Raw genomic sequence first — 18,436 nt, 5'->3', positions numbered from 1 at the left:
AGTTTCACTTTTATTTAAATATTTTTTAGAAATTTAGGAGAAAAAAATGAATATACAACAATTGTTTATGATGCAAAAAGAGCTGGATGATTTCATTGAGCAAACTCAAAATATTCAGCAAGATGTATTTCAAGAAAAAGGACTAGCATTATTGGTAGAGCTAGCTGAGCTAGCCAATGAAACGCGCTGCTTTAAATTTTGGAGTACAAAAGGGCCTTCAGCACGAGAAGTCATTCTAGAAGAATATGTGGATTCTATTCATTTTATCCTTTCCTTAGGCTTATTAAAGAACTATACAACCATCGAAAAATGGCCTGTGATAGAAGAACAGAGACATTTAACAGCAACATTTATAGAGACACAAAGTGCTATTTTAGCTTTTATCGAGCTACCGACAGAGGATCGATATCTAGCAATTTGGCAATGCTATGGTTTACTTGCATACAATCTTGGTTTTACTTTCGAAGATGTAGTTCATGCTTATATTGAAAAAAACCAAGAAAATTATAATCGTCAGCGTACAGGATATTAAATAATTAAGAAATACACCAATTTTCAGACGATTAAGCTAGGAATATTTCGGTAAACGAAGTATAATAAAATAGATATAAGAAGTAGGAGGCAAAAGAATGACACAACTAGATCCAACATTACAAATGTTTAAAGATTTAACAGATGCAAATGGTATTGCAGGTAATGAACGTGCACCGCGTGAGGTCATGAAAAAATATATTGCACCGTATGCAGATACTGTAGAAACAGATAACCTAGGTAGTGTAATCGCTAAAAAAGTAGGCGATGAAAACGGACCTAAAATCGTCGTGGCAGGACATTTAGATGAAGTAGGTTTCATGGTTACACAAATTGATGACAAAGGCTTTATCAAATTCCAAACAGTAGGTGGCTGGTGGAGCCAAGTTATGCTGGCACAGCGCGTGACAATTACAACACGTAAAGGTGATGAAGTAATAGGGGTTATCGGTTCAAAGCCACCTCATATTTTACCTGCTGATGTCCGCAATAAAGTAGTAGACATTAAAGATATGTTTATTGATATTGGTGCAGCTTCTAAAGATGAAGTGCTTGAATGGGGCGTACGTCCTGGCGATATGGTAACACCATATTTCGAGTTTAATGTTATGAAAAATGAAAAATATTTATTGGCCAAAGCTTGGGATAATCGTATTGGTTGTGCCATTGCTATTGATGTAATGAAAGCTTTACAAAATGAAAAACACCCTAATATTCTTTACTCTGTAGGAAATGTGCAAGAAGAAGTTGGACTTCGTGGTGCTAAAACAGCTACACATAAAATCCAACCGGATATTGGATTTGCCGTTGATGTAGGTGTAGCAGGAGATACTCCAGGAGTAACAGCTAAAGAATCAACGAGTAAAATGGGGGCAGGTCCTCAAATCGTTGTGTATGATGCATCTATGGTTTCACACCGTGGCTTACGTGAATTCGTATTAGACGTAGCAGACGAAAACAATATTCCATACCAATTTGAGGCAATGGCTGGCGGCGGTACAGATGCTGGCTCCATCCATGTAACAGCAAATGGTGTACCAGCATTATCCATCGGTATTGCGACACGTTATATCCATTCACATGCAGGTATCCTACATCGTGATGATTATGATAACGCTGTTAAATTAATGGTTGAAGTCATTAAAAAATTAGACCGTGATGCAGTCAATAAAATTACATTCGACTGATTGAATGGAGAGAAACTAAATAGATAAACAGTAGTTTTGCCTTCTAACTAAAATGTTAGAAGGCTTTTTTGTTAATGAAAAAAGATAGTAGACATATCGCACAAAATTAACATAATAGTTATCATAATAATCATAAGTACATATTATTTGCACAATAAAAAATGAAACGAAAATACTATATTTGAAAATTATTTTTATATGGTATAATTTCCTATAAAAGGAGTGGATTTATTTGGGAATTAAAAAAACAATCAAGTTTATATTATGTTTATCTATTAGTTTATGCATTCTAAATTATCCAAGTATTTCATTTGCTGAAACACTTGATACTAATAGTTCTAGTGTAAAAAGCAAATCTGACATTGATACGGGTATAGCAAACTTGAACTACAACAACAGGGAAGTACTAGCAGTGAATGGTGACAGAGTTGATAGCTTTGTTCCAAAAGAAGGGCTTAACTCCAATGATAAATTTATAGTGGTGGAGCGCAATAAGAAATCACTGACAACTTCACCAGTGGATATATCAATTATTGATTCGATGGCGAATCGTACATATCCAGGAGCCCTACAACTTGCCAACCAAGCTTTTGTAGACAATCAACCCAACTTATTGGTGGCTAAAAGAAAACCCCTAAATATTAGCATTGATTTACCTGGTATGAAAAGAGAAAATACTTTGACTGTTGATAATCCAACATATGGTAATGTATCTGGAGCCGTGGATGAGTTAGTATCTACTTGGAGCGAGAAATATTCCTCTACACATACTTTACCTGCAAGACTACAATATTCAGAATCAATGGTTTATAGCAAATCTCAAATAGCAAGCGCTTTGAATGTAAACGCCCAAGTTCTCGACAATTCACTGGGAATTGACTTTAATGCGATTGCGAATGGAGAGAAAAAAGTGATGGTTGCCGCATATAAACAAATTTTTTATACGGTAAGTGCAGAACTGCCTAACAATCCATCAGATCTTTTCGATGATAGTGTTGATTTTGCAGAGCTAACTCGTAAAGGGGTAAGCAATGATGCTCCTCCTGTAATGGTGTCGAATGTAGCTTATGGTAGAACAATTTATGTGAAATTAGAAACAAGCTCTAAGAGTAAGGATGTACAAGCAGCATTTAAAGCATTACTGAAGAATGTTAACACGAATGTAGAAACTAGTGCACAATACAAGGATATTTTTGAGGAAAGTTCCTTTACCGCTGTAGTATTAGGCGGAGATTCACAAAAGCATAATCAAATTGTCTCAAAGGACTTTAATGATATTAGAGAAGTCATTAAAGATAATGGAGAATTTAGTCTTAAAAATCCAGCTTATCCAATTTCCTATACAAGTGTTTTCTTAAAGGATCATTCAATTGCTGCTGTTCATAATAATACAGATTATATTGAGACGACAGCTACAGAATATTCTAAAGGCAAGATCATCCTTGATCATTATGGTGCATACGTTGCTCAATTTGAAATAGCATGGGACGAATTTTCCTATGATGAGAATGGAAATGAAGTATTAACTCATAAAACGTGGGATGGAAACTGGAGAGATAAAACAGCTCATTTTTCTACAGTCATACCGCTTCCGGCTAATTCGAAAAATATAAGAATTTATGCAAGAGAATGTACAGGTCTTGCTTGGGAATGGTGGAGAACGGTTATTGATGAATATAATGTTCCATTGTCTAATGAAATCAAAGTCTCCATTGGAGGAACTACATTATACCCAACAGGCAGTATCGAGTAAGTAGCCGTATATAAAGATAAAGAATTTTTACCTCCTAACAAATTAATGTTAGGAGGTTTTTACGTTTTCAAGTTCTTTCAATAACTGCCCCATGTTCCTTCTTTATTCATACCCCTTTCTATAATTAAACTACAAAGGATTCAATCTTAAAAAATGTTATTATGCATAAATATTCAATATGACGAATTTTTGTCACATTTAATATTTATCGAAAAAAATTATAAAAATTCAGTTGATTTTATATTTATGCATGATATACTGATTTCAACAGCAATGAAACAAGGAGCGAAGGCCATGAAATTACTCGAAGAAGTACAGCTAAAGTTAGTTTCTAGTTTAAAAGGAAAAGACCTATTAACGTTGCTTGACTATACAAGTCAAGAAGTTAAAGAACTTATTGAATTAGCAACTCAGCTTAAAATGATTACCAAAGAGGGGAAATGTCCAAGATTACTAGAAGGCAAAACACTTGGTATGATCTTTGAAAAACATTCAACGCGTACTCGTATTTCCTTTGAAGTTGGTATGAATCAGCTAGGTGGAAAAAGTATGTTTATGCATGCACGTGACTTACAAATAGGCCGTGGTGAATCCATTTACGATACAGCACATGTCTTATCAGGCTATTTGGATGGGATTATGATCCGAGCAAATTCCCACGCAATGGTGAAGGAACTAGCAGAGCATGCGGCTATTCCCGTCATCAATGGATTAACAGATATTTATCATCCATGCCAAGCTTTAGCGGACTTAGAAACAATTGCAGAAAACAAAGGTTTTTTAAAGGGACTTAAAATTGCCTATGTAGGAGATGGCAACAATGTAGCACATTCTTTAATAGTGGCTTCAGCACATGTTGGGATGAATGTAGCTGTGGCGACACCAGCAGGCTATGAATGTGATGCGGAAGTGATCGCTAACGCACAAGCAATTGCCGCGGCAAATGGCAGTACAATTATGGTGACACATGACCCTGTGGAAGCTGTATTACAGGCAGATGTTGTTTATGCAGATGTTTGGACTTCGATGGGCCAAGAGGAAGAAGCAGCAAAACGTTTGCAAGATTTTGCAGATTACCAAATCAATGATGAGCTTGTAGCATATGCGAAACCGAACTACATGTTCCTGCATTGCTTGCCAGCACATCGTGAGGAAGAAGTGGCAACATCTGTTATTGATGGCCCTAATTCTTACATTTTTGAGCAAGCTGAGAACAGACTTCATGCACAGAAAGCAGTTCTTGCATCAATTCTAGCGTAAGATTTGAACTATACTTTTCGAGTTGAAAAGTACAATAAATAGAGTTTATATGCGCAACAGAGGGTGCCCATATGAATAACCTACAAGTGGCTGACAGACAGAGGGATGATCACCACGCGCGATGCTTGTTGTCAAGATGGATGGCTACATCGCTACATAGTCAAGTAACCTGGGAGACGCTGGGTTACTTTTTTCTTTTGTATGGAGTGATAGAGGACTAAAAACTAAGTTTTCCTATAAAGTATAGAGAATATAAAAAATTATTTATATAATAGATTTAAATAAGGAGTGAAGGGATGGAACTCACATGAATATAGACCATATAGAGGCTTTTTTATATGTTGTCCATTACAAGAGTACGCATAAGGCAGCCAACGCTTTGTTTCTTTCTCAACCGACGGTGACTGCACGCATCAAATCATTGGAGAGGGAGCTAGGGGTTGAATTATTTTATCGAGAGGGACGAAGTGTAACCTTATCAGATAAAGGCAAAGATTTCTTACCTTTCGCCACTCAAATCGTGCAAACATTTCAGCAAGGAAAGAAGCAATTGGAAAAGACACAGGAAACAGACGATGTATGTATTGGTGCAAATGGCGTAACAGCTCAGTATTTTTTAGCGGATGCGTTACCTAAATGGAAAGAACAATTTCCTAATTTGCGTTTTCAATTGGTGACAGGCTCAACAGCTATGCTATTAGAAAAATTGGAGAGTCACCAAATACATGTAGCTTTCATTCAGTATGTGCACAGAGAAGGAATATTCAACGAGTTATTATTAAAAAATGCAGTGAAACTTGTGAAGCATTGTGAACATCCTTTACCACAATATGAATGCATCGAGGCGAAAGAATTGGTACAACAGAAAATGGTGTTTTTTGAGTGTGGAGCGTTTGATTGGAATTATGTGCATAAAATGTTCGAGGTAGAGGGTGTAGCAGCCAATATAGAGGTTCGAACAGATCATTTAGAAATCGCTAAGGCCTTCATTCGCACAAAAAACTATATTAGCTTTTTACCACAGCTTTGTGTCAAAAATGAGCTTGAAAGCGGCGAATTTGTTGAGGTAGATGTGAAGCATTTACTGGATATGAATCAACATATATTCCTAACTTATAAAAATAAAGATACATTGATTTCAGATTTTTGGGAGACAATTTGTCATACAGCGAAGGATTTTGAAAGGGGACAAATGATGGAGTGATAAAATTTTTTATGTAGCCGATAAATTTTTTCTATTACTTAACCTATTGCATATTGTCTGAATGAACTGTAATATCATTCTCAATCCAAATTTATTTATGAATGATCGTAAATAAATATTTTTTTAACTCGAAAACATACTTAACCACTATGTTTAGTAAAAAATAAAAATAAGGAGGAATTGATATGGCTAGACAAGACAAAATTCGTTTGGGAGCAATTATTCACGGAGTAGGTGGTAATATTTCAAGCTGGCGTCATCCAAAGGTAGCGAGCAATCAAAGTGTCAACTTGCCTTTTTATATTCAGCAGGCTCAAAAAGCAGAGGAAGGGAAATTTGATGTTGCTTTTATTGCGGACGGCTTATTTATTAATGAAAAATCGATTCCTCATTTTTTAAATCGTTTTGAGCCTATTACGATATTATCGGCATTAGCATTAGCAACCAATAATATAGGGCTAGTTGGAACGGTATCGACATCCTATAGCGAACCATTCACAGTGGCACGTCAATTTGCCTCTTTAGATCATATTAGTGCAGGGCGTGCAGGCTGGAATGTGGTAACTACTCCTTTAGAAAGTACAGCTTTGAACTACAATAAAACAATAGATCAACATCCTAGTCATGCAGAACGTTATCAAATCGCCGAAGAATATTTAGAGGTTGTTAAAGGATTATGGGACTCCTGGGAAGATGATGCCTTTATTGCAGATGTCGAAAATGACCAATTTTTTGATCCAGAAAAATTACACACGTTACATCATAAAGGGCAGTATTTTTCAGTCCAAGGTCCACTAAATATTGGGCGAACAAGGCAAGGCCAGCCAGTTATATTCCAAGCGGGTGCATCTGATGCTGGGATTCGATTGGCTGCTAAGGATGCAGATGCCATTTTTACACATGGGACATCTATAGAAGAATCACAAAAGTTTTATAAAAGAGTAAAGACTGAGGTTGCAGCATTTAAGCGAAATCCAGATGAAGTAAAGATTTTTCCGGGTATTTCTCCAATCATTGGCGATACAGTAGAGGAGGCAGAGGCAAAGTATCAGGAAATCGTTGAATTAGTTTCCATTCACCGTGCTTTGGCTTATCTTGGTCGTTACTTCGATCATCATGATTTTACACAGTATGATGTGAATGCGCCGTTTCCAGAGCTGGGAGAAATTGGGTCAAATAGCTTTAGAAGTACGACTGATTATATTAAACGCTATGCTAAGCAGGAGGGGCTTACATTACGTCAAGTTGCTTTACGTGAGGCGACTCCGAAAACGGCATTTTTTGGGACGGCAGAGCAAGTGGCTGATCTTGTACAGGAATGGTTTGAGCAGGAGGCAGCAGATGGCTTCATAATCGGTGTAACGGTACCAGGTGCCTTAGAGGATTTTGTTGATAAAGTAGTACCGATATTACAAGCTAGAGGGCTTTATCGAGAAGACTATGAAGCTGATACATTGCGTGGAAATTTAGGATTGCCATTTAAGAAAAGTAGGTATATCAAACAGTCTGTTTAAAAACCTAGTAAATTTATTTGAATAAGTGAAATTAAGGAGGCTGTGTATGAGTTATACATTAGGCATATTAGATCAAAGTCCAATTATGGATGGAGCTACAAATGAGCAAACATTACAAAAAACTGTCGCATTGGCACAGAATGCAGAGCAGTTAGGCTACTCTCGTTTTTGGGTATCGGAACATCATCATTCGGATGCACTAGCAGGGTCATCTCCCGAAGTATTAGTGTCCTATTTACTTGCAAAAACCGCATCTATTCGTATTGGTTCTGGAGGAGTCATGCTCCAGCATTACAGTCCATACAAAGTAGCTGAAAATTTTCATGTCCTTTCATCCTTAGAGCCGGGGCGTGTTGATTTAGGTGTTGGGAAGGCACCAGGTGGTTTACCGCTTTCTACAAAAGCCTTACAATATGGCACGCTCAATCAAGGCGAGGATTTTGAAAAGAGACTCACATTTTTACAGCAATTAATTGAACAAAATGTACCTACGGATCATGATCTTCATGGTGTGCAAGCCACACCTATCCCAAAAGTAAGTCCGGCACTATTCTTATTAGGGGCAAGTCCACAAAGTGCAGAACTTGCTGGAAGACTTGGTATTGCATTCGTCTTTGCACGATTTATTAATAGTGACAATGAATTACTAGCACAGGCGTCTAGTATTTATCGTGAACATCATCCTAAAGGCCACTTTGTGGTCTCAATCGCAGCTGTTGCAGCACCTACAAATAAAGAAGCAAAGGGACTGATAGAAGACCAAAAAATTACAAAAGTTCATTTAGCAAGCGGTAGGACGTTGACTCTACAATCCGTAGAGCTAGCAGAAAAATTTGGGCAGGAATCTGGAGAGGAATATACGGTCAAACAATATGATGCGGATATTGTTTATGGATCACCAGAAGAAATTAAAAATCTACTTGATCATTTTCACGTTCAATACCAAATAGATGAGTTCATTTTGCACACGCCTGTACGAAAGGAATTTGAACGGCAACGCTCCTTTGAACTTTTAAGTCCTATTCATTTAAAGTTGCAGCAACAAGTAACAGTAAAATAAGGAGGAAAAATAATGAGTGTGACTAGAGATATAATTGTTTGGTCAAAGCAGGGATGCAGCTATTGCGATGATATAAAAGCGTATTTACAAGAACAGCACCTTCCTTATAAAACGGTAGATGTAACAAATCATGATTCATTTAGAGATATTCTTGACTTAAAATATGGTGTTCGTTACGTGCCCATTGTAGAAATTGGCTCGAGAGAAAGTGGTGTCTATAGAGCCATAACAGAAATTGGTTTAGAACACGTAAAGAATGCACTTGCCGTGAGCTTACCCTCACAAACATAGAAGAAGGAGAGGGAATTATATGAAAAAAATATTATTTTATATGCTACTTTTGCTGACGGCGCTTTTAACAGCATGTGTAGAAAAATCGGACGGAGATTCGAATGAACAAAAAACAGCGCAAGGAGGAGAAGATGTCCAAAAAATTATCGTTGGTACAGGTACACAGTTTCCAAATATTTGTTTTATCGATGAAAAAGGCAACTTAACCGGCTATGATGTGGAGCTAGTTCGAGCAATTGATGAAAAGTTACCTGAGTATGAATTTGACTTGAAAACAATGGAATTTTCAAATTTATTACTAAGTTTAGAAACAAGAAAAATAGATTTCATCGCCCATCAAATGGAAGTTAATAGTGAACGAGAGGAAAAGTTTTTATTTAATAAAGAACCGTATAATGTTTTCCCATTAAAGGTGACAGTAAATGAAAAAAATAATGAGATCCAATCTATTGAAGATTTGAAAGGGAAAAACGTAAGTGTTTCGCCAACAAGTAACTCCGCTGTCTTTCTTGAAAAATATAATAAGGACCATCATTTAGGCGCGAATATCGTGTATTCTTCAGGTTCAGTCGATGTCAATAATCAACTAGCAAGTGGCCGTATTGATGCCATTATTACGACACCCTTTGCCGTGAAATACTATAACGAAAGCAATGAAGCACAGCAAAAGGTTGTTGGGGATGCATTATTAAATTCGAAGGTTTATTTCTTATTAAATAAGGATGAGGTGAAGTTACAAGAGCGTTTAGATGAGGCTATTGTTGAGCTGAAGAAAGAGGGGGTTATTAGCAAACTAAGTAAAAAATGGTTAGGTGATGATTATACAGTAGACTTCTAACAATCAAGGAAGGAAGAAAGAGGCATGGATAATAATCTTGATTTTGTACTCATTGCGAAAGTACTTCCAACATTGCTTCAGTATTTACCAGTAACTGCAGAAATACTAGTGTTCTCCATAATTTTTGGTATAGTGCTAGGAATTATGCTAGCAATACCAAAGCTTTTAAACGTAGCGCTATTAAAGCAAATTATTACAATTTATATTTCATTTATTCGTGGCACACCAATCGTAGTGCAATTGTTTTTAGTGTTTTATGGAGTACCAGCACTCCTAAAGCTCATTCATATTGATGTTACTCGATTGGATGCTATGTATTTTGTCATTATTACGTATACACTGAGCAATGCGGCAGCCTTTGCTGAAATATTTCGTGCAGCCATATTAACTGTTGATCGTGGGCAAATAGAAGCAGCCTTTTCCGTGGGCTTAAACGGGCCTCAAGCCTTTTTGCGAATTGTTTTCCCTCAAGCAATCCGCGTTGCTTTTCCAAATATAGCGAACACCATGATTAGTTCATTAAAAGATACCTCACTCGCTTTTTCTATAGGTGTAATGGATATGGTTGGGCGCGGAGAGACTTTAATTGCGTCCACAACACGGGCTTTTGAAATATATGTGGCATTATCGATCGTTTACTTTGCGATTGTCATAATTCTTGAAAAAATATTCAAATTCAATGAACGTTATTTCAATCGCTATATGCCAAAAGAAGTTGAAACTTATTAGGGGGATGTGCTATGACCATTGATATTGTATTTGTGATGGAGGCTTTACGAGAAATTAGTAAAGTAATACCGCTAACACTATTCATGACATTTATCCCAGTTTTTTTGGGTATTGTAATTGGAATTATGGTAGCCTTTGTACGGATAAAACAAATAAGATTTTTGACGCCCTTCTTAAATTTTTATGTTTCCTTTTTCAGAGGCACACCTATTATTATGCATATCATGCTTGTTTATTTTGGATTACCCATGCTAGTGGATGGTGTGGTAAATACTTTTCACTTATCATTTCAATCCAGTTCAATTCCTATATTATTTTTTGTAATACTTGCACTCACATTCAGTGCAGGGGCATATGCATCGGAAATTATTCGCTCTGGTATTTTAAGTGTCCCCAAAGGGCAATTAGAAGCGGCATATGCAATAGGTTTAACATTTACACAAGCAATGCGACGTTATGTTTTACCACAAGCATTTGGTAAGTCAATTCCTAACTTTACTAATGTCTTTATTGGTTTTTTACATGCCACATCATTAGCTTTTTTTCTGTCCATCAAAGAATTGACAGGAGTGGCGAACATTGTTGCTTCTGTGAACTTGAAATTTTTAGAGGCTTTCATTGCGGTTGGTATCATTTATTGGGGGATTTCGATTATTACAGAATCGATCTCACATCGTATTGAAAAAAGAGTAATGGCCTATAGTAAAAGTGGGCTTTAGTTGAAAGGGGAAAATATATGACAACAGCGGAAATTGTTATTGAACATTTACAAGAGGAAGAGTATGCAGATTATCGTAAGGTTTTAGTAGAAAGCTATGGGCAATATGAAAAGGATTATAAGGACCCAGAGCAATGGGCGTCCTATTTAAATGATATTCGAGCATCCGTTGGCAATCCAAACGCCGAAACTATTCTAATAGCAAGGAGAGGGGATGAGATTTTAGGGGGACTGCAATTATTTACCGATGCAGAGAAAGCATATGGGCTGCCAGAGCTTAATATACAATCGACCATCGTTCGTTTATTGGGGGTTCATCCAAAAGGAAGAGGGCAGGGAGTTGCTAAGAAATTATTGCATGAAAGCTTTGCCTTTGCAAGAAAGAGACAGGATCAGGCACTATACTTGCATTCAGGAGATATTATGCAGGCTGCTATTAATCTTTATTTATCTTTAGGTTTTGTAAGAGACGAGTCAAAGGAATTTTATAAGGGAGATATATTAGTAAAGAGCTTCCGCTATGATTTATAAATAAAAACCGCTGATTGTTGGAATCGGCGGTTTGTTTATGGTTATAGGGAGAAGACTTTCCCGGGATTCATTATGTTAAGGGGGTCAAGTGCTATCTTAATACTTTTCATCACTGCAAGAGAGGTACCATGTTCAGTAGCTTGATATTTCATCTTACCAATGCCAACACCATGTTCTCCTGTACATGTGCCACCTCGAAGCAGAGCATATTGAACAATTTGCTCGTTGAAGCGATCGGCTTTTGTCTGCTCCTCCGCATCATCGGGGTTTAACATTAATAGCGCATGAAAGTTACCGTCTCCTACATGCCCGACAATTCCTCCTACTAGTCCCACATTATTTAGCTGCTCCCTTGCATATAAAATGGTTTCGGCAAGCATGGAAATAGGAACACAAACATCTGTTGACATAAGCTTTTTACCAGGATGAGCATGCATATAGGCATAGGCCAATGAATGGCGTGCTTCCCAAAGTTTATTACGTCCAGCATTATCCTGTTCAAATTCAACAGATAGGCAATGAAAATCCTTAAAAATTTCTGTGGCAAATGCTATATCTGCATGCATACCTGCCTCATTTCCCTGGAACTCTAAAAATAGTGTCGGCTTTTCGTTAAAGGATATGTCATGATAAGTATTGACTTGTTGAATGGAGGCTTCATCAACTAACTCCACCCGACCAACCATTATTCCTGTTTGTAATAATGCAGTGACGGAACTGACAGCATCGCCCACTGTATTAAAAACAGCCCGTCCTGCGGTCACAAATTCAGGTATTCCATATACTTTCAGTGTAAGCTCAGTAAAGCAACCAAGCGTACCTTCTGAGCCAACGAATAAACCGTTTAAATGATAGCCAGAAGAGGACTTCGCTGCTAAATTTCCAGTATGAATCACAGAGCCATCTGCCAATACTACCTCTAAATCACGAACTTGATCGCGCATAACACCGTAGCGAACAGCAGTAGTGCCACTAGCATTAGTAGCTGCCATACCACCTAGTGTGGCATCAGCACCCGGGTCCACTGTAAATTGTAGCCCATGCTTTTTTAATTCTTTATTCAATTGTGAACGTGTGACGCCTGGCTGTACTTTTACAAGAAGGTCTTCAGGTCTAACTTCTAAAATAGCATTCATTTCAGAGAAATCGATTGAAATACCATTTGCAATGGGAATTGCATTTCCTTCTAGACTTGAGCCAACACCGAATGGTACAACCGGAACACGTTGTGCATGCGCGACTTTTAAGATGGCACTGACATCAGCGGTGGAACGTGGAAAAACAACGATATCAGGTAAGCTCATCGCATGATGGGATTCATCCTTACCATGTAGCTGTCGTACCGTTTCGTTTGTTGACACTTGCTCTTCTAATAATACCTGTTTGAGTTGATTGACAATAAATTCTACTACAACAGTCATTCCAATCCCTCCAAATTTTCTGATAAGTAAAACATTATCATGCATTTATTGGAAAGGGAATGCATTGCTTATAAAAAATCAGTTTGCAAATGCTTTTTCTAACTTTTGAACGAATGCTTCTTGTTCAGTAGAGCTTGATTGCTTCCACCATTTTTCAAAAAATACCCCAAGTCCTGGGAGTAAATGCTCTTCTCCACGGCTAATGGCATCTTCAACAATATCTTTAATTTCTGCTGCAGATTGACCGTGTACATTGGCTGTAATCGCATCTCTAATTTGAAAATTCATCTATTTCGCCTCCTTAATAGTAATTTGTCCAAGTATCGTTTTAATATGTACGAAATACCAAAGAAAATAGTTCAAATTTACAAAAACAAGGTGTAATTATGATGAATACTGCTAGTAATTTGAATCATATTGAGCGATTAAATGATAAAAGTGAACATTCGATTTATATATATATCCATTTTAAGATAACATCACCTAGGAATATCAGACTGTGCATAGTTGACAGGAAGAGACAAATGACTATCCATAACAATCGAAAGCCCACAACTACCCAATCATTTGAAGAAATATTGGAAAGTGTGCAACCGATGATTAGTTCTATTCTTACAAGCTTTAGAATTTATAAAGATTATGATTATTATCGCCAAGTAGCGACTATTGCTGTTTGGAGGGCATGGTTAAAAGCAGATCCAGCAAAAGGACAATTATCTGGTTATATTTATTCCAACATAAAAGGAGAAATATTAAATGAATTAATAAAGGAAAAAAACTATTTAGAGAAAATAGCAACAGTTGATGATGAAACACTTGATTATCTTCGTAGTGAGTTCGAGCGAGAGGAATATAACCATCCACAAAGTTCCAACTTTCTAGAGAATTTGATAGGACAGTTAAAACAGGTAGAAAGAAGCATCTTATATTTATATTATGTAGAAGATCGCAGTGATCAAGACATCGCTAATATACTAGGTTTTTCCGTAGCAGCCAGTAAAAAAAGAAGGGAAAGAATCATTAAGAAGTTAAGAAATAAGGATTCTAGAGTGGAAAAAAAGCAATAATATATCAAAAGTATGCTAATATTGTAACAAAATGAATATTAGCATGCTTCTCTTGACTGCATACAAATTACGATAAAAGTGTTATGATTTGTAAGTAGTCAAAGAAAAATACAATTTTACATAAATTATTCAGTTTCAGTGGTTAAAAATACCTAGTGATTTTACATAGTAGTATGGAGGGTTTGTGTTGGGCAAATGGTTTAATCAGATCGATAAAAAAGAGGTTTGGTACATGGTATTACCATTACTACTGGTCATACCATTATTAATTTTTAGCAATCAAGTATATGATGTTTTTCAAGGTGAAATTTATACAAATTTAAAATTGATTATACAAGTATTGATTATTGTGTTTACAATGGCAATAGCCATACAATCCTATTTAGTATTTTCTCACTTACTATCCAATCAGACTTTATACATAGGAAATGTGTTTTTTATTTTAGCATTACTTGAATTAGTAAGTTTATTTTTTAGCCATAACCATTATATTAAATGGGACTATATAGATGGCACTTTACATATCTTAATACGTTTTTACTTATCACTTGGTTTTTTATTCATTATTTTATATCCTAAAAAACAATTAACAATAAAGTATAGAATCCTTAGTTATAGCGGTTCTCTACTTTTTGTTATAGCAAGTATTCTCCTAGTATTTATTTCACCAAAATTTTTGCCAGTACAATGGATAGATCCTATTGATAATATGGTACACCTATTTTCTATTGTTCTTCAACTGATCACAATAAATATTATTAGTAGGTTTTTTAAGAAAATGCCAAAGCGTTCCATGTGGCTCATCAGTGCGGCTATATCGCTTATTGTAAGTGATACGCTTTTTATAATAAGCCAAGATACACATGCTATTTGGGATTTCTCCGCCCTTATTTATCAATTTTTAGCATTTTACTTTTTCTTAAAGGCAATTTATTATACATCGGTTGAAAAGCCGTTTCAACAACTGTTGAAAATCAAAAAAGATCTTGAACAATCACAACGGGAGCTTCAATTTCAAGCCTATCATGATGATATTACACTATTGCCAAATGAGCATTTATTACTTAAAACATTAAAGGAAAAATTACATGAAAACGAACTTCAAAAGGCAATCATTGCGATAGAAATTGATCGGTTTGCAGCCATTCGTTCTTCCATAGGAATCAGTCATTCTAATAAAATGATGAAGTTAGTGGCAGACCGTATTCAAACGATTTTACCACCGCACTATTTTGCGACCAAACTACAAGAGGGCCAATTTGTCATTTACATTCACCATGTAAAGACTGTTGAGGAGCTATTACAATTTTGCTTAAATCTAAAAAGTGCCATGAAAAAACCTTTACAGGTACAATTATTTTCGTTAAATGGCAATTTGAATATGGGAATTGCCCTACAAGAGGAAAAGTGGTCGGGGGAAGAGCTATTGATGCATGCCCAACTAGCCATGCGAGAGTCTAGACAAATACCTCAAAGATTTCTTTTTTATAAGCCATACATGTCTAAAGGAATTGCAGATCGTATATTGCTTGAGCAAGATTTACATAATGCATTAGCCAATAATGAATTTTATTTAGATTATCAACCACAGGTAAATTTAAAGAGTGGTGCGATTGAATCTGTTGAAGCATTAGTACGCTGGCGACATCCAAGTCGGGGGTTTGTGTCACCTGAATTATTTATTCCGATTGCTGAAGAATGTGGTCTTATTATTCCTCTTGGAAAATGGATATTAGAAACAGCCTGTCAGCAAGCGAAACAATGGGAGGAACAAGGGTTACCTCCAATCAAAGTAGCTGTTAATCTTTCACTTGGACAATTATTTCAACAGGATTTAGTTGAAATGGTGGCTGGAATATTACAACGTTCAAAATTGGATGCTCATTATCTACAATTAGAAATTACAGAAAGTATGACAATGAATATTGATCAAATGACACAGCTACTGCATGAATTAAAGGCGCTTGGCATTCAAATAGCAGTAGATGATTTTGGAACAGGATATTCATCTTTATCCTATTTAAAGGATTTTCCAATAGATTGTCTAAAAATTGACCGCACTTTTATTAGAAATGTTCCACATAATCCAAATGATGAAGCACTTGTATCGATGATTATTTCGATGGCCAAGCATTTACGCTTGAAGGTTGTGGCGGAGGGGATTGAAGAGGTTGAACAGCTTTCGTTTCTGATGGAAGGTGGATGTGATTATATTCAAGGTTACTTATTTAGTAAACCGATTTCACCTCAGCAAATTTCGGAAACCTTTCATGATTTGCACCACCATGTAAATGACGTCTTGATGCAGCTTCAATATAAAGAAAATTATAGTGTGTAAGCAATGCAAAGAACCTGCTTAGTGATGAAGCAGGTTCTTTCTTTTCTAGTGAACGAGATATTCTTCCTTCAGTTCGGATATATCTACTTCAGAACGCTCCTCTAAAGAGCGTCGTAGGTGAACAGTCGCTGTTTTCTCATCATCATGGAGTTTATCAATCCAAACGGATACACCATTATAGCTCACTTCATATTCTAACGGTGAGGCGACAATTTCATGTGCACGTTGATAATCCAACAGAAGCCCCCCTTATTTTTTCTTCTTATTGTGCTGATTTTGGGTTACTGAATTAATCAGCTCCATGAACTCTTGAGAAAATTCCTCGCTAACCTTATTAGGGGCGATCTTCTGATTTTTTGGTGTTTGAGGTAATGAACCTTTATTGTTACTTTGACCTTGTTTATTGTCTCTTCCCATGTGAGTTGCTCCTTTCAAATTGATATATCTTAATATGGCTTTGAAATGAGCTTTTTATCATGGGAAAAAATCGGGAAAATGTAGCATATCTTTATTAGTTGAGTACACAATAAGAAAAAGCTAAGGTTTTATTATAGAAAAATTTTCATTTAAAAGTACCCAATTTTGTGGAAATGGGAAACCTAAAGCCCAATAACTAATTCCTCGAAGGTTATATTGTTTGACTAAGTCAAATTTAGCTTGGGCACTTCTTGCATCTTCAAACCATACCTCGTGATTTCTCCCTTGTTCATCGACATAACGATAGAATGGGGATTGTGCTGTTTGGTCAAATTGGATAGTAGCGCCATATTCAATGGCTCGATTAAGAGCCTGCTGTGGACTAAAAGTTTCGGCTTCTTGGCCTTTGACATGGGGTAATAGCCAATCACGAGCATATAGCTCAAAGCCTAATAAAATTTTATTTGCTGGTATTTCTGTCAGTGCATATTCCACAACTCTTCTCATCTCATTAATAGGGGAAATCGCTTGAGGAGAACCAAAGCGATACCCCCATTCATAGGTCATCAAAACCACAAAATCTGCTATTCGACCGTGCGCCGCGTAATCGTGTGCTTCATATAACGTTCCAGCTTGCGTTGCACTTGTTTTAGGTGCGAGTGCAGTTGACACGAGATAGCCCATTGGATGAAGCGTATCCGCAGCTAATTGTATAAACGCATTGTAATTTTCTCGATCTGCTGGTAAAACATTTTCAAAATCAATATTCAAAACTTGATAGCCCTTCTCTTGCATTACCTGCAAAACATTATTCATCACCTTGACACGTAAATCTTCATTGGACAAGACAACATGTGCTAAATTAGAGCCACCCTCTGTAGAAGTAAAATTAGTGAGCGTTAGCATAGGAATGATGTTTTTAGCCTGTGCAGCTGCTATCATTTTTTCGTCGTTTATAGGCTGTAGTGTACCGTCTTCCTTCATCATATATGCAAAAGGACTAAAATAAGTAAGTAGATGACCAACGGCATTAATGGAATCAATCGCTTCCTCAGATGGTTGGTAAGAATAAGCATTTACTTCAATGAGGGGTAATTTTCTAGGGATGATTAACTGAGCGCCGACATAAATCATATTAGGGTTGTTTATATGATTTACAGCAACAATTGCTTGGATGGTCGTCTCATACTCTTGAGCTATTTGCCATAAAGTTTCTCCAGGCTCCACAATATGAATGATTGGTGGAATAATTAATTTAGTGCCAGGGGTTAACATATCAGGGTTAGTTAGATGATTGTCTGCAATGATGGCTTCTAGCGGAACGCCAAATTGCTGTGCAATTGCCCATAATGTATCTCCGCTTTTAACGGTATAGGTGGTATAGGGTGACGGTATAACAAGTGATTGTCCGATGGCTAATTGATCTGGTGTGGCTAACGCATTTAATAAGGTAATAGATTGCACAGATACCCCATAACGATTGGCAATATGCCATAGCGTTTCCCCAGCACTTACTACATGAATAATCATAGAACACCTCCTACATGATAGTTCATTACTGCATCATATGATTCAAA

General features: G+C 36.6%; 19 protein-coding genes. 14 read left to right on the top strand and 5 right to left on the bottom strand.

The window, feature by feature from the left end:
- Positions 1 to 46 precede the first annotated feature (46 nt).
- The 12 genes from AC3CH7_RS12950 to AC3CH7_RS12895 all read left to right on the top strand — a co-directional run bounded on the left by AC3CH7_RS12950 (position 47) and on the right by AC3CH7_RS12895 (position 11,616).
- Entirely contained in the window at positions 47 to 532 is a 486-nt protein-coding gene (locus AC3CH7_RS12950) for a dUTP diphosphatase (protein ID WP_488381769.1), read from the top strand.
- Between the two features lie 97 nt (positions 533 to 629).
- Positions 630 to 1,718, top strand: coding sequence for a M42 family metallopeptidase (locus tag AC3CH7_RS12945; RefSeq protein WP_008179256.1), 1,089 nt, complete (start codon positions 630 to 632; stop codon positions 1,716 to 1,718).
- A 232-nt stretch (positions 1,719 to 1,950) separates the two neighbouring features.
- Positions 1,951 to 3,471: a thiol-activated cytolysin family protein gene (locus tag AC3CH7_RS12940; RefSeq protein ID WP_012295599.1), complete on the top strand. Its 1,521-nt coding sequence runs from the start codon at positions 1,951 to 1,953 to the stop codon at positions 3,469 to 3,471.
- Between the two features lie 294 nt (positions 3,472 to 3,765).
- Entirely contained in the window at positions 3,766 to 4,731 is a 966-nt protein-coding gene (argF, locus tag AC3CH7_RS12935; protein ID WP_031416420.1) for an ornithine carbamoyltransferase, read from the top strand.
- Positions 4,732 to 5,038: 307 nt separating this feature from the next.
- Positions 5,039 to 5,935 (top strand): LysR family transcriptional regulator, encoded by an 897-nt coding sequence (locus AC3CH7_RS12930; protein ID WP_012295597.1) that lies wholly within the window; start codon positions 5,039 to 5,041, stop codon positions 5,933 to 5,935.
- A 185-nt stretch (positions 5,936 to 6,120) separates the two neighbouring features.
- Positions 6,121 to 7,449, top strand: coding sequence for an LLM class flavin-dependent oxidoreductase (locus AC3CH7_RS12925; RefSeq protein ID WP_036164455.1), 1,329 nt, complete (start codon positions 6,121 to 6,123; stop codon positions 7,447 to 7,449).
- Between the two features lie 46 nt (positions 7,450 to 7,495).
- Complete coding sequence (locus AC3CH7_RS12920) at positions 7,496 to 8,509, top strand: LLM class flavin-dependent oxidoreductase (RefSeq protein WP_488381768.1); 1,014 nt, start codon at positions 7,496 to 7,498, stop codon at positions 8,507 to 8,509.
- A gap of 12 nt (positions 8,510 to 8,521) precedes the next feature.
- Positions 8,522 to 8,800 carry a glutaredoxin family protein gene (locus AC3CH7_RS12915; RefSeq protein WP_012295594.1) on the top strand — a complete coding sequence of 93 codons (279 nt, stop codon included), beginning with the start codon at positions 8,522 to 8,524 and terminating at the stop codon, positions 8,798 to 8,800.
- 19 nt (positions 8,801 to 8,819) lie between these two features.
- Positions 8,820 to 9,638 carry a transporter substrate-binding domain-containing protein gene (locus AC3CH7_RS12910; RefSeq protein WP_012295593.1) on the top strand — a complete coding sequence of 273 codons (819 nt, stop codon included), beginning with the start codon at positions 8,820 to 8,822 and terminating at the stop codon, positions 9,636 to 9,638.
- Between the two features lie 24 nt (positions 9,639 to 9,662).
- On the top strand, positions 9,663 to 10,367 hold the full coding sequence (locus tag AC3CH7_RS12905) for an amino acid ABC transporter permease (protein ID WP_036164450.1): 705 nt from the start codon (positions 9,663 to 9,665) through the stop codon (positions 10,365 to 10,367).
- An 11-nt stretch (positions 10,368 to 10,378) separates the two neighbouring features.
- Positions 10,379 to 11,086: an amino acid ABC transporter permease gene (locus tag AC3CH7_RS12900; RefSeq protein WP_036164447.1), complete on the top strand. Its 708-nt coding sequence runs from the start codon at positions 10,379 to 10,381 to the stop codon at positions 11,084 to 11,086.
- A gap of 17 nt (positions 11,087 to 11,103) precedes the next feature.
- Positions 11,104 to 11,616: a GNAT family N-acetyltransferase gene (locus AC3CH7_RS12895; RefSeq protein ID WP_012295590.1), complete on the top strand. Its 513-nt coding sequence runs from the start codon at positions 11,104 to 11,106 to the stop codon at positions 11,614 to 11,616.
- 41 nt (positions 11,617 to 11,657) lie between these two features.
- On the opposite strand, the gene AC3CH7_RS12890 is transcribed toward AC3CH7_RS12895, so the two are convergent.
- Positions 11,658 to 13,037 carry an FAD-binding oxidoreductase gene (locus AC3CH7_RS12890; protein ID WP_031416415.1) on the bottom strand — a complete coding sequence of 460 codons (1,380 nt, stop codon included), beginning with the start codon at positions 13,035 to 13,037 and terminating at the stop codon, positions 11,658 to 11,660.
- A gap of 78 nt (positions 13,038 to 13,115) precedes the next feature.
- Positions 13,116 to 13,325 (bottom strand): small acid-soluble spore protein SspI, encoded by a 210-nt coding sequence (gene sspI, locus AC3CH7_RS12885; protein ID WP_008179231.1) that lies wholly within the window; start codon positions 13,323 to 13,325, stop codon positions 13,116 to 13,118.
- A gap of 101 nt (positions 13,326 to 13,426) precedes the next feature.
- On the opposite strand from sspI, the gene AC3CH7_RS12880 reads away from it, so the two are divergent.
- Both AC3CH7_RS12880 and AC3CH7_RS12875 read left to right on the top strand, forming a co-directional pair.
- Positions 13,427 to 14,104: an RNA polymerase sigma factor gene (locus AC3CH7_RS12880; protein ID WP_488381767.1), complete on the top strand. Its 678-nt coding sequence runs from the start codon at positions 13,427 to 13,429 to the stop codon at positions 14,102 to 14,104.
- A 187-nt stretch (positions 14,105 to 14,291) separates the two neighbouring features.
- Positions 14,292 to 16,442 (top strand): bifunctional diguanylate cyclase/phosphodiesterase, encoded by a 2,151-nt coding sequence (locus AC3CH7_RS12875; protein ID WP_227256899.1) that lies wholly within the window; start codon positions 14,292 to 14,294, stop codon positions 16,440 to 16,442.
- Positions 16,443 to 16,487: 45 nt separating this feature from the next.
- Here the strand turns inward: AC3CH7_RS12875 and AC3CH7_RS12870 are convergent, their stop codons facing one another.
- The 3 genes from AC3CH7_RS12870 to AC3CH7_RS12860 all read right to left on the bottom strand — a co-directional run bounded on the left by AC3CH7_RS12870 (position 16,488) and on the right by AC3CH7_RS12860 (position 18,389).
- The gene (locus AC3CH7_RS12870) at positions 16,488 to 16,679 is read right to left on the bottom strand and encodes an H-type small acid-soluble spore protein (protein WP_012295586.1); all 192 of its coding nucleotides are present in this window, start codon (positions 16,677 to 16,679) and stop codon (positions 16,488 to 16,490) included.
- A 12-nt stretch (positions 16,680 to 16,691) separates the two neighbouring features.
- Positions 16,692 to 16,859 (bottom strand): YfhD family protein, encoded by a 168-nt coding sequence (locus tag AC3CH7_RS12865; protein ID WP_139015345.1) that lies wholly within the window; start codon positions 16,857 to 16,859, stop codon positions 16,692 to 16,694.
- Between the two features lie 120 nt (positions 16,860 to 16,979).
- The gene (locus AC3CH7_RS12860) at positions 16,980 to 18,389 is read right to left on the bottom strand and encodes a LysM peptidoglycan-binding domain-containing protein (protein ID WP_012295585.1); all 1,410 of its coding nucleotides are present in this window, start codon (positions 18,387 to 18,389) and stop codon (positions 16,980 to 16,982) included.
- Between the last annotated feature and the right edge of the window lie 47 nt (positions 18,390 to 18,436).

The sequence above is a fragment of the Lysinibacillus sp. F12 genome, from assembly GCF_057773605.1.
Note: the sequence above shows the minus strand (reverse complement) of the source record. Positions and strands in the feature narration are given on the sequence as shown.